This is a genomic window from Bartonella sp. CR84HXZ (assembly GCF_042194535.1).
In the GTDB taxonomy this organism is placed as follows: Bacteria; Pseudomonadota; Alphaproteobacteria; order Rhizobiales; family Rhizobiaceae; genus Bartonella; species Bartonella grahamii.
The window spans coordinates 1-13043 of record NZ_JBHIMY010000008.1 but is presented as its reverse complement, the minus strand read 5'-3'; the positions used below and the strand labels follow the sequence as shown (position 1 = coordinate 13043).

Genomic DNA, 13043 nt, shown 5'->3' with positions numbered 1-13043 from the left:
ATTTTTTATAATACTTAGTGAGCACCCTAATCTCTACTCTCCTGCATTCTAATTTAGAAGAAGATACATTCTTGTCATACAAGTATTGTATAGTAGAGAATCAATTATTTTTTAGATTATAGAAAAGACTATCGATCTTTCATTATAAGTCCTTTAAAATCTTTATAGAAGATATCAATCAACAATTTTCCTAAAATTCAAAATCAATCATTATTTGATTTGTAGATAACCAACTCTTTTCCTTGAATATGGCTTTTGAGTTTCACATAATTACAAAACAATAAGCTACTAAAGATGTTTAAAATAACTATTGCCTTATAATTTTTGATATTTTTCAGGAAAATATGCAACTTCTGCATTTCGAAATAAAAAAACGTCTGAATAGAAAGTTCAGACGTTTTTTTATTATGTGATGTTATATTTAAATTATTCAGCAACTACTTGGGTTGTCATATTTGTCAACATAGCCTTAGCCACTTCGTTATTACTAGACTTACGCTGCTCATCTACAATCAAATCATCACGAACTGCAGCAATACGACGGATTTGAGAAATCGTACCCCCCGTACCTGCTGGAATAAGACGACCGACAATAACGTTCTCTTTAAGTCCTTGCAAAGTATCAATTTTACCAGAAACTGCTGCTTCAGTAAGAACACGTGTTGTTTCCTGAAACGATGCCGCCGAAATGAAAGAAGGCGTTTGAAGAGAAGCTTTTGTAATTCCAAGAAGAATGGGATTACCAGAGGCAGGTTTCTTCCCTTCTGCAATCAAATTATCATTGATTTCATCAAGTTCAATACGATCAACATTATCACCTGGAATATAACCAGAATCTCCAGATTCAGTAATTTCAACTTTTTGCAACATTTGACGAACAATCACTTCAATGTGCTTGTCATTAATAAGAACTCCCTGCAAACGATAAACCTCCTGAATCTCATTAACAAGATAAGATGCCAAAGCTTCAACCCCCTTAATCGCCAAGATATCATGAGGTGCTGGATTACCATCAAGGATATAATCTCCCTTTTCAATTTGATCACCTTCTTGGAAGTGAAACAACTTACCTTTTGGAATCAAATATTCTACTGCCTCAAGAGTTTCATCATTTGGTTCAATAATGATACGACGTTTATTCTTATAACCACGGCCGAATCGAATCGTACCACTTACTTCAGCAATAATCGCATGATCCTTTGGACGACGCGCTTCAAAAAGCTCAGCCACACGTGGTAAACCACCCGTAATATCTTTCGTCTTGGCACTTTCCATTGGCAAACGAGCAATAACATCACCAGCCTTAACATGAGCACCAAGCTCAACAGAAAGAATAGTTTCCACTGACATCATATAACGCGCTTCACCTCCCTTATACAATTTAGCAATGGATTCACCTTCTTTATCTGCATGGATAATAATGGCTGGTTTAAGATCCGCACCACGTGGATTAGCGCGCCAATCAATCACCAAACGCTTCGTAATACCCGTAGATTCATCAGCTGTTTCAGTGACAGATAAACCATCAATCATATCTTCAAAACCCACATAGCCTTCAACTTCCGTTAAAATTGGACGTGTGTAAGGATCCCATTCTGCTATACGTTGGCCACGTTTAACCATATCACCATCATCAACAAAAATATGGGCACCATAGCTAACACGATGTACAACGCGCTCTTTTCCTAACTCATCCTTGATAAGGATAGCCATATTACGCCCCATCACAACCAAATGTCCTTCAGAGTTACGAACCACATTACGATTACGAATCTCCACCTTACCTTCATAAGATGCCTCTAAATAAGATGAATCAACAACCTGCGCAGTTCCTCCTAAGTGGAAAGTACGCATAGTAAGCTGTGTTCCCGGTTCACCAATGGATTGAGCAGCAATAACACCAACGGCTTCTCCCTGATTAACAGGTGTTCCACGCGCCAAATCACGACCATAGCATTTTGCACAAACACCAAGACGTGTTTCACATGTTAAAGCAGAACGAATTTGAACAGATTGAATTCCAGCTTCTTCAATCTTCGCGACATCAGCTTCCTCAATCATCGCTCCACCTTCAAGGATAACCTCTCCAGAGACAGGATGTAGAATATCAACAAGCGCTGTACGACCAAGAATCCTTTGCCCAAGGGAGGCAACAATTTGTCCTGCATCAACAATTGGCTGCATGGTAAGCCCTTTTGCGGTACCACAATCAACTGCTGAAATAATAGCATCCTGTGCAACATCAACAAGACGCCGTGTTAAATAACCAGAGTTCGCCGTCTTTAACGCAGTGTCAGCAAGTCCTTTACGTGCACCATGCGTGGAATTGAAGTATTCATTAACAGTTAGACCTTCTTTAAAATTTGAAATAATGGGGGTTTCAATAATTTCACCCGATGGTTTTGCCATTAATCCACGCATACCGGCCAATTGTCTCATCTGGTTAGCAGAACCACGTGCCCCAGAATGCGACATCATATAGATCGAATTCATCGGCCGTTGACGACCTGTTTTAGGATCAAAATCGACGGCTTGAATACGTTTCATCATTTCATCTGCAACGCGATCTGTACATTTACCCCAAGCATCTACAACCTTATTGTATTTTTCACCTTGTGTAATCAAACCATCATTATATTGCTGTTCATACTCCTTAGCCAAAGCTTCTGTCTCTGCAACTAAACGCGGCTTACTATCAGGAATAACCATATCATCCTTACCGAATGAAATTCCTGCACGACAAGCATAAGAAAAGCCAAGCTGCATAATACGGTCGCAAAAAATAACCGTCTCTTTTTGTCCACAGTGCCGATAAACATGATCAATCATTTTAGAAATATTCTTTTTCGTCATTTCTTGATTGACAATATCAAATGAGATATCCGAATTTCTTGGCAAAAGCTCACCGATAATCAAACGACCAGGTGTCGTATCATAAAGTTTAGAAACTTCTTTTCCATCCTTCCCCATATTCTTAACACGGCCTTTAATCTTCGTATGAAGCGTTACAACCTTATTTTCCAAGGCATAATGAAGCTCACCTATGTCAGAAAAAGCCATTCCTTCACCTGGTTCTTTTTCAGAAACAATTGAAAGATAATAAAGACCAAGGACCATATCCTGTGAGGGAACAATAATTGGAGCACCATTGGCCGGATGAAGAATATTATTGGTCGACATCATCAAAACACGAGCTTCAAGCTGTGCTTCAAGAGAAAGCGGAACGTGAACCGCCATCTGATCTCCATCAAAATCCGCATTAAAAGCAGTACACACCAGTGGATGAAGTTGAATAGCTTTGCCTTCAATTAAGATAGGTTCAAAAGCCTGAATCCCCAAACGGTGCAATGTTGGCGCACGGTTGAGTAAAACAGGGTGTTCACGAATAACCTCATCCAAGATATCCCAAACTTCTGGGTGTTCTTTTTCAACAAGCTTCTTTGCCTGCTTTACCGTTGATGAATAGCCTTTTGCATCAAGCCGCGCATAAATAAAAGGCTTAAACAATTCAAGAGCCATTTTTTTGGGAAGACCACATTGATGCAATTTTAATTCAGGACCCGTCACGATAACAGAACGCCCCGAGTAATCAACACGCTTCCCAAGTAAGTTCTGACGAAAACGTCCTTGCTTACCCTTCAACATATCTGATAGAGACTTGAGAGGACGTTTATTGGCTCCAGTAATCACACGCCCACGCCGTCCATTATCAAACAATGCATCAACAGCTTCTTGTACCATACGCTTTTCATTGCGCACGATAATTCCAGGAGCACGCAATTCAATCAGCCGTTTCAAGCGGTTATTACGATTAATAACCCGCCGATAAAGATCATTCAGATCTGATGTCGCAAAACGCCCACCATCAAGCGGAACCAATGGACGCAAATCCGGTGGAATAACCGGAATTGTTTTCATAATCATCCACTCTGGCTTATTTCCAGATTCAAGAAAATTTTCAACGATTTTAAGTCGTTTAATCAATTTTTTCTGCTTTAACTCTGAAGTTGTTTCAGCTAATTCGAGACGCAAATCATTGGCGATTTTATTTAACTCCATACCAGCTAAAAGCTCGTAAATAGCTTCAGCGCCAATCATAGCTGTAAACTGATCTTCTCCAAACTCATCAATAGCAAGCATATATTCTTCTTCAGAAAGAAGCTGATGGAGCTTAAGAGATGTCAATCCTGGTTCGGTTACAATATAATTCTCAAAATAAAGAACCCGCTCAATATCTTTTAAAGTTAAATCTAAAAGTGTAGAAATACGACCTGGTAATGATTTAAGAAACCATATATGCGCAACAGGTGCCGCAAGTTCAATATGCCCCATGCGCTCACGACGTACGCGCGAAAGAGTAACCTCTACACCGCATTTTTCACAAATAATGCCCTTATACTTCATGCGTTTATATTTGCCACATAGACATTCATAGTCTTTAATAGGGCCAAATATACGTGCACAAAAAAGACCATCACGCTCTGGTTTAAAAGTCCTATAATTAATAGTCTCAGGCTTCTTAATCTCACCATACGACCAGGACAAAATTTTCTCAGGACTCGCAATAGAAATGCGAATAGAGTCAAATGTCTGCGCTGGCGCTTGAGGATTGAAAAGATTCATGACCTCGTGGTTCATGCTGTTCTCCTTCAAAGATTCTTAGAACCTGTTGTAATATCTCATTTGTTTTATAACAGATCCTCTTTAAAATACATTTACTTTTAAAAATGACCTGTATAACCTTAATAAGGTTATTGAACCTCTTAAAGCAATCAGAGCGCAGTCTTTTTCTACTGCGCTCCTTGAATTATTATTCTGCTGTATCAGACAATGCCCGCTGTGCAATAAGTTCGCGCGCATCATCAAGCTCCACATTAAGAGCAAGTGAGCGCATTTCTTTTACCAACACATTAAAGCTTTCGGGTATACCCGCCTCAAATGTATCATCACCACGCACAATTGCCTCATAGACTTTCGTTCGACCAGCCACATCATCTGATTTTACTGTTAGCATCTCCTGCAAAGTATATGCAGCACCATAAGCTTCAAGTGCCCAAACCTCCATTTCACCAAAACGCTGACCACCAAACTGTGCCTTACCTCCTAATGGCTGCTGCGTAACAAGTGAATAGGGACCAATAGAACGTGCATGAATCTTATCATCAACAAGGTGATGCAATTTCAACATGTAAATATATCCTACCGTTACTGGACGATCAAAAGGCTCTCCAGTACGACCATCATAAAGCGTAACCTGCCCTGAACTATCTAAGCCTGCGTCCTCCAGCATCATGTTAATATCAGACTCATGTGCTCCATCAAAAACAGGCGTTGCAATTGAAACCCCTTTCTTCATCTGTAATGCCAATTTGTAAAGGCTTTCATTATCATACTGACGGACCGGTTCATTTTGATTATCATCAGGCATAAGATTTTCAATACGCTGACGCAACGGCAATATATCCCCAGTCTCTTGATACAATTCTAACAAATCACCAATCTTCTTGCCCATCCCCGCACATGCCCAACCAAGATGCGTCTCAAGAATTTGTCCAACATTCATACGACTAGGCACACCAAGCGGATTCAAGACGATATCAGCATGGGTCCCATCTTCAAGAAATGGCATATCTTCTACGGGAAGAATACGTGAAACAACACCCTTATTCCCGTGACGTCCCGCCATCTTATCACCTGGTTGGATTTTGCGCTTCACAGCCACAAAAACCTTCACCATTTTCATGACACCAGGAGGCATTTCATCACCTCTTTGGACCTTTTCAACTTTATCCATAAAGCGACGTTGTAATGCTTCTTTTGATTCATCATATTGCTTGCGCAAAGCTTCAATTTCATTTTGAAGTTTTTCATCCTCAACAGCAAATTGCCACCACTGGGATCGTGGATAATGCCCCATTACTGTACCATCAAGCTTTTTGCTGCCCGAAAAGCCTTTCGGACCTTCTACAGCAACTTTACCTGTCAACATATCGGTAAGACGCGCATAAACATTGCGATCAAGAATAGACTGTTCATCATCACGGTCTTTTGCTAAACGCTCAATTTCTTCACGCTCAATTGCCATTGCACGTTCATCTTTTTCCACGCCATGGCGATTAAAAACGCGAACTTCAACAACAGTACCAAAAGTCCCTGGAGGCATACGCATAGAAGTATCACGAACATCGGATGCCTTCTCCCCAAAAATTGCACGCAGAAGCTTTTCTTCCGGCGTCATGGGACTTTCACCTTTTGGGGTAATCTTTCCAACTAAAATATCACCTGGTTGAACTTCAGCACCAATATAAATAATGCCAGCTTCATCAAGATTTCTTAACGCTTCTTCCGCAACATTAGGAATGTCGCGCGTAATTTCCTCAGGCCCAAGTTTTGTATCGCGTGCTGCAACTTCAAATTCCTCAATATGAATTGAAGTAAAAACATCATCAGCAACAATGCGCTCAGATAACAAAATAGAATCTTCATAATTGTATCCATTCCAAGGCATAAAGGCTACGAGAACATTCCGCCCAAGAGCTAAATCACCAAGATCCGTGGATGGACCATCTGCAATGATATCACCTTTCTCTACCCTATCACCGACATGTACAAGAGGACGCTGATTAATACAAGTGGACTGATTAGAACGCTGAAATTTCTGTAGGCGGTAAATATCAACGCCTGATTTTGAAGGATCTAAATCTTCTGTTGCACGGATAACAATACGAGTAGCATCAACTTGATCAACAACACCACTACGTTTTGCACTCACAGCAGCTCCTGAATCGCGCGCAACAATGGCTTCCATTCCCGTCCCAACAAATGGCGCTTCAGCACGTACAAGAGGAACTGCCTGACGCTGCATGTTCGATCCCATAAGCGCACGATTCGCATCATCATTTTCCAAAAAAGGAATAAGCGCTGCTGCAACTGAAACCAACTGTTTTGGTGAAACATCCATCAAATCAACATGATCACGCGGCGCCATTAAAACTTCACCAGCATGACGGCAAACAACAAACTCTTCTGTAAAACGACCTTCACTATCTAATGAAGAATTAGCTTGAGCGACATAATGCTTTGCTTCTTCCATCGCTGAAAGATAAATAACTTCTTTTGTGACTTTTCCATCAACAATTTTTCGATATGGGCTTTCAATAAAGCCATATTTATTAACTCGCGCAAATGTTGCTAAGGAGTTAATGAGACCAATATTGGGGCCTTCTGGTGTTTCAATCGGACAAATACGACCATAATGCGTAGGATGTACGTCACGGACTTCAAAACCCGCACGTTCACGAGTCAAACCACCTGGACCAAGAGCAGAAAGACGGCGCTTATGGGTAATCTCCGACAATGGATTAGTTTGATCCATAAACTGCGACAATTGCGAAGACCCAAAAAACTCACGAACTGCTGCTGCTGCAGGCTTTGCATTGATCAAATCCTGTGGCATAACTGTATCAATTTCAACCGATGACATACGCTCTTTTATCGCACGCTCCATACGAAGAAGACCAATGCGATATTGATTTTCCATTAACTCCCCAACGGAACGAACGCGACGGTTGCCAAGATTATCAATATCATCAATTTCGCCACGACCATCACGCAATTCAACCAACATCTTAACAACAGCGAGAATATCCTCTTGGCGTAAAATTCGAACTGTGTCTGGACAATCAAGATCCATACGCAAATTCATCTTAACACGCCCAACAGCTGAAAGATCATAACGCTCTGGATCAAAAAACAATGAATGGAACATTGCTTCTGCTGTATCGATTGTTGGGGGCTCACCTGGACGCATCACTCGGTAAATATCAAATAACGCATCCTGCCGACTTTCATTTTTATCCACCTTCAAAGTATTGCGGATATAAGCGCCAATATTCATGTGATCAATATCAAGGATATTGATTTGATCAGCACTAACATCAAGCAAAATTTTTAATACTTTTTCGTCAATTTCATCACCAGCTTCAAGGTAAATTTCACCTGTTTCGTAATTGACGATATCTTCGGCTAGATAACAACCTAATAAATCATCTTCACTAACTTTAACCGCTTTAAGTCCTTTTTCTGCCAAAGACTTCGCAGTACGAACTGTTAATTTTTTACCAGCCTCCGCGACGACTTCACCACTATCTGCATCTATAAGGTCAGAGATGAGCTTCATTCCTTTAAAGCGATCAACAGAATAAGGAACTCGCCATCCTTCTCCATCACGCTCATAAGGCACTTTATCATAAAACGTCGATAAAATATCTGACGCATCCATACCCAGTGCCATCAAAAGACTAGTAACAGGAATCTTGCGCCGTCGATCAATACGTGCATAAATGATGTCCTTAGCATCAAACTCAATATCAAGCCAAGAACCACGATACGGAATAACACGAGCAGCAAAAAGAAGCTTTCCTGATGAATGGGACTTTCCTTTATCATGGTCAAAAAAGACACCAGGAGAACGATGCATCTGCGAAACAATAACACGTTCCGTACCATTAACAATAAAGGTACCATTCGTCGTCATTAAAGGCATATCGCCCATATAAACGCCTTGCTCTTTAATGTCTTTGATATCTTTGGAGCCAGTATCCTCATCAACATCAAAAACAATCAAACGTAATATGACCTTTAATGGGGCAGCATAAGTTAAATCACGTTGACGGCACTCCTCAACATCAAATTTCGGTAAATCAAATTCATAACCAACAAACTCAAGCATAGCTGTACCGGAAAAATCTGAAATAGGAAAAACCGATTTAAAAACAGCTTGCAAACCTTCATCTGGTCGTCCACCTTTCGGTTCCTCAACCATGAGAAACTGATCGTATGACGCTTTTTGAACCTCAATAAGATTCGGCATTTCTGCTACTTCAGGAATCTTACCAAAAAATTTGCGTACGCGCTTACGACCATTGAATTGAGACATCATTGCGTGAGTCTGAGCCATCGTCGCTCCTTGATCTTTACTCTTCAAGGTAGACCAACCTTGAAAGCCTTATATCATTAACCTGCATATGCAGACCAGTTCACTTGATACTCAATAATGAGCATCTTTAACTTTCCCCATCAACATAAGCCATTTATCTTTTTGACTCTATGATGAAGGGACGGATAGTGCAAACCTATCCCATTATTGTTACGAAACCGTTGGGAAAAGGTTTTTTTACTCATTATTTTTCCTCTTTGTATTAAGAGAAAGAAAATCGGCGAACATAAATGCCCGCCGATAAAATTAAATTTACTTAAGTTCTACTTTAGCACCAGCAGCTTCAAGTTGAGATTTAATTTTTTCTGCTTCTTCTTTAGAAGCACCCTCTTTAATAGGCTTAGGTGCCCCTTCAACCAGATCTTTAGCTTCTTTAAGACCAAGTCCAGTAAGAGCACGAACTTCCTTAATAACATTAATTTTTTGCGCGCCACCTTCAACAAGAATAACATCAAATTCTGTTTTTTCTTCAGCAGCTGGAGCAGCAGCACCAGCAACAGCAGCGACAGCTACAGGAGCAGCAGCCGAAACTCCCCACTTCTCTTCAAGTAACTTAGAAAGCTCAGCGGCTTCCAAAAGGGTTAGATTAGAAAGGTCTTCTACGATCTTCTCTAGATCAGCCATTTTTAAATTCCTTCAATTAAAAGATTTGAACCATTATTAAATCTTATCCAAAAAAACAGAAAAGCATTAAAGCCCTTCCATAAACGTGAATACAAACAGCCTTAAGCCGCCTTATCCTTCTGGGCATATGCTCCAATGACACGTGCAACCTGACCAGCAGGAGCATTAACAACCTGTGCAATACGGGTCGCAGGGGTAGAAATCATACCCACAAGTTTTGCACGCAACTCGTTTAATGAAGGCAATGAAGCCAATGACTTCACAGCATCTACAGTTAAACTTGTTGCACCCATTGAACCGCCAAGGATGACAAATTTGTCATTGCTTTTCGCAAAATCAACAGCAACTTTCGGTGCTGTGATTGGATCTTCTGAATAAGCAATAAGTGTTTGTCCAGTAAACAAACCCACTATCGATTCAGATTCCGTGCCCTGAAGAGCGATTTTAGCAAGACGGTTTTTGGCGACTTTAACGGCACCGCCAGCTTCACCCATTTTCGAACGTAGATCATTCATCTGTGAAACTGTCAGACCGGAATAATGTGCAACAACAACAGAACCAGACTTTCGAAAAGCCTCGTTAAGCCATGTAACAAATTCGCGTTTCTCCGCTCTATTCACTGTCTCTCTCCATTTAACAGATTTGCTTAAAACAAACCTGTTGGTTACCTTTGATAACATAAAATACTTCATGTCACCGATGAGGATCCTGTCCCCTTTTTCACGCATAACGATCAAAGGCAACCTTGGCTCAAACCCTTTAAGTCTTTTAACTCTCAGTTTTTACCCCAGTCTCATGCAGGTTTTTTTTGATTAAGATACTTAAAAGCATCACCTACAATCTCGGACAGGATATTCCGGAACTTCTTCCGGTATAACCTAAGCCCTATAAAGCTTAGATAGCTAAATGCTGATCAAAACCAGCATTTTAAATACAATTTTGATATTCACATACCCCAAAATAAAATTATAAATCAGCTTACACTAGCTCTGAACGAACCGTTGCTGGATCAACTTTAACACCAATTCCCATAGTCGAAGAAACAGCAACGCGCTTAATATACTCACCTTTTGCACCTTGCGGTTTGGCTTTAATAACTGCACTTGCAAAGGCCTTTATATTTTCTACGATTTTTTCAACACCAAAAGAAGCCTTACCAATACCAGCATGCACAATACCAGCTTTTTCCACACGAAACTCAACAGCACCACCTTTAGAAGCTTTGACAGCACCGGCAACATCAAGTGTTACAGTACCAACTTTCGGATTCGGCATCAAACTCCGCGGACCAAGAATCTTACCAAGACGACCAACAAGAGGCATCATGTCTGGTGTTGCAATACAACGATCGAAGTCTATAGTCCCTCCATTAATGCTTTCAAACAAATCTTCAGCCCCTACAATATCAGCTCCTGCCGCCTTAGCTTCCTCAGCCTTATCCCCACGAGCAAAAACGGCAACACGAATATTTCTTCCTGTTCCATTAGGCAAATGAGCAACTCCTCGAACCATTTGATCAGCATGACGAGGATCAACACCCAAGTTCATTGAAATTTCGATTGTTTCATCAAACTTAGCAACTGCACGCTCCTTAACCATTGAAACGGCATCTTTTAAAGCGTAAAGTTCATTAAAATCAATATCTTTTCGGATATTTTTTATTCTTTTTGCTACTTTTGCCATAATATTAGCCCACCACTTCCAAGCCCATCGAGCGAGCAGAACCTTCAACCATACGCATTGCTGCCTCAATGTCATTCGCATTAAGATCTTTCATTTTTGATTCCGCAATCGAACGAATTTTATCGCGAGAAATGCTTCCTACAGACACTTTACCAGGCTCTTTTGAACCAGATTTCAGGTTTGCTTCCTTCTTTAAAAAGAATGATACAGGAGGCGTCTTGAGAGAAAATGTGAAAGACTTATCTTGGTAATACGTAATAACAACTGGAATCGGTGCTCCCTTTTCCATTTCTTGTGTAGCTGCATTAAACGCCTTACAAAATTCCATGATATTAATACCGCGTTGCCCAAGAGCTGGACCAATCGGTGGAGATGGAGTAGCAGCTCCTGCAGGAACCTGCAACTTAAGCTGACCTATACTTTTTTTTGCCATAACAATCTGCCTTTAATTTCACTGGTATACTGACAATTTATCTTGCCCATTACCCGCCGCAGTCACGTGGTTCGGATCATTAAGCCGACAAAAGCCATAAATCACCTCCCACTCCTTCCTTAAAGTAATTAAAACTACTCTAAGTTTAATCAGAGTTTTTCAACCTGACCAAATTCCAAATCAACAGGCGTAGGACGCCCAAAAATAAGCACTTCAACCTTAAGACGAGAGCGCTCTTCTTCAACCTCTTGAACAATTCCATTAAACGAAACAAAAGGACCATCAGCAACACGAACCTGCTCTCCAACCTCAAACAATACAGAAGACTTTGGAGACTCAACCCTTTCTTGAACTTGTTTGAGAATTTGCTCAACCTCTCGATCAGAAATGGGAACAGGACGCGAATCCGATCCTAAAAAACCTGTCACTTTAGGCGTATTCTTAATAAGATGATAAACTTCATCTGTTAACTCAGCACGAACAAGAACATAACCAGGAAAAAATTTCCGCTCAGCATCAACTTTACGTCCACGACGAACCTCTACAACACGCTCTGTTGGAACAAAAATCTTTTCAAAAAGATGATCAAGTCCTTTTTGCTTTGCTTCCTTATCAATAGCTTCCGCTACTTTCTTTTCAAAATTTGAATATGCCTGAACAATATACCAACGAGCTGCCACAGTCACACTTCCTTACATTCTCAACTAAAAAGATATTTCAGAAGATCAATAACCCGCCAAACACCAAAATTCATAACCTGATCCACAATAAAAAAGAAAGCTGAAGCCAACGCAGTTACCAACAAAACCATAACAGTAGAAATAACCGTCTCACGACGTGTAGGCCATTTCACTTTAATTGTTTCTGCATAAACCTGCTTCAAAAAGGTAATCGGATTGGTTTTAGATGCCATCGTCACACTATACTCTCTCTAGCCCTATTGTGTTTTATACAAAAAAATAAACAGAAAGAAATGCAAAAGCCAACTTTCAGACTTATGCAATTTCCTCACTTCTTATTCAATACCGTTTCATACACAAAAAAACAAGCCCTATATCAAAAAAAGCGAAAAAGGCAGCAAAATCCACTCCCTTATATGTAAAATTCTATTCCCCTTTGGCAGGGGCAGCAGGACTTGAACCCGCGACCTGCGGTTTTGGAGACCGCCGCTCTACCAACTGAGCTATACCCCTAACTCTCAAAACTAAAACACTTTTAACATCCCTTTAACAAGCATTATTTATTCAATGATCTTAGAGACGATACCGGCACCAACAGTACGACCACCTTCACGAATAGCAAAAC

At 40.5% G+C, this 13043-nt stretch carries 8 protein-coding genes, 1 tRNA gene and 1 pseudogene; all 10 read right to left on the bottom strand.

The window, feature by feature from the left end:
- Positions 1-426: 426 nt before the first annotated feature.
- Positions 427-4638, bottom strand: a complete 4212-nt coding sequence (gene rpoC / locus ACFIKD_RS05130) for a DNA-directed RNA polymerase subunit beta' (RefSeq protein WP_375647384.1) — start codon at positions 4636-4638, stop codon at positions 427-429.
- Positions 4639-4810: 172 nt separating this feature from the next.
- Positions 4811-8959 carry a DNA-directed RNA polymerase subunit beta gene (gene rpoB, locus ACFIKD_RS05125; RefSeq protein WP_375647383.1) on the bottom strand — a complete coding sequence of 1383 codons (4149 nt, stop codon included), beginning with the start codon at positions 8957-8959 and terminating at the stop codon, positions 4811-4813.
- 291 nt (positions 8960-9250) lie between these two features.
- Positions 9251-9622, bottom strand: coding sequence for a 50S ribosomal protein L7/L12 (rplL, locus tag ACFIKD_RS05120; protein WP_012755028.1), 372 nt, complete (start codon positions 9620-9622; stop codon positions 9251-9253).
- Positions 9623-9723: 101 nt separating this feature from the next.
- Positions 9724-10242 (bottom strand): 50S ribosomal protein L10, encoded by a 519-nt coding sequence (gene rplJ / locus ACFIKD_RS05115; RefSeq protein WP_375636243.1) that lies wholly within the window; start codon positions 10240-10242, stop codon positions 9724-9726.
- A 358-nt stretch (positions 10243-10600) separates the two neighbouring features.
- The gene (gene rplA, locus ACFIKD_RS05110) at positions 10601-11305 is read right to left on the bottom strand and encodes a 50S ribosomal protein L1 (protein ID WP_375636241.1); all 705 of its coding nucleotides are present in this window, start codon (positions 11303-11305) and stop codon (positions 10601-10603) included.
- A 4-nt stretch (positions 11306-11309) separates the two neighbouring features.
- Positions 11310-11738, bottom strand: a complete 429-nt coding sequence (gene rplK / locus ACFIKD_RS05105; protein WP_273723157.1) for a 50S ribosomal protein L11 — start codon at positions 11736-11738, stop codon at positions 11310-11312.
- A 149-nt stretch (positions 11739-11887) separates the two neighbouring features.
- Entirely contained in the window at positions 11888-12418 is a 531-nt protein-coding gene (gene nusG / locus ACFIKD_RS05100) for a transcription termination/antitermination protein NusG (RefSeq protein WP_375647382.1), read from the bottom strand.
- A gap of 20 nt (positions 12419-12438) precedes the next feature.
- Entirely contained in the window at positions 12439-12651 is a 213-nt protein-coding gene (gene secE / locus ACFIKD_RS05095; RefSeq protein ID WP_375636240.1) for a preprotein translocase subunit SecE, read from the bottom strand.
- 204 nt (positions 12652-12855) lie between these two features.
- A tRNA-Trp gene (locus tag ACFIKD_RS05090) sits at positions 12856-12931 on the bottom strand.
- A 47-nt stretch (positions 12932-12978) separates the two neighbouring features.
- Positions 12979-13043 (bottom strand): annotated as a pseudogene (locus ACFIKD_RS05085) (elongation factor Tu); the annotation flags it as partial.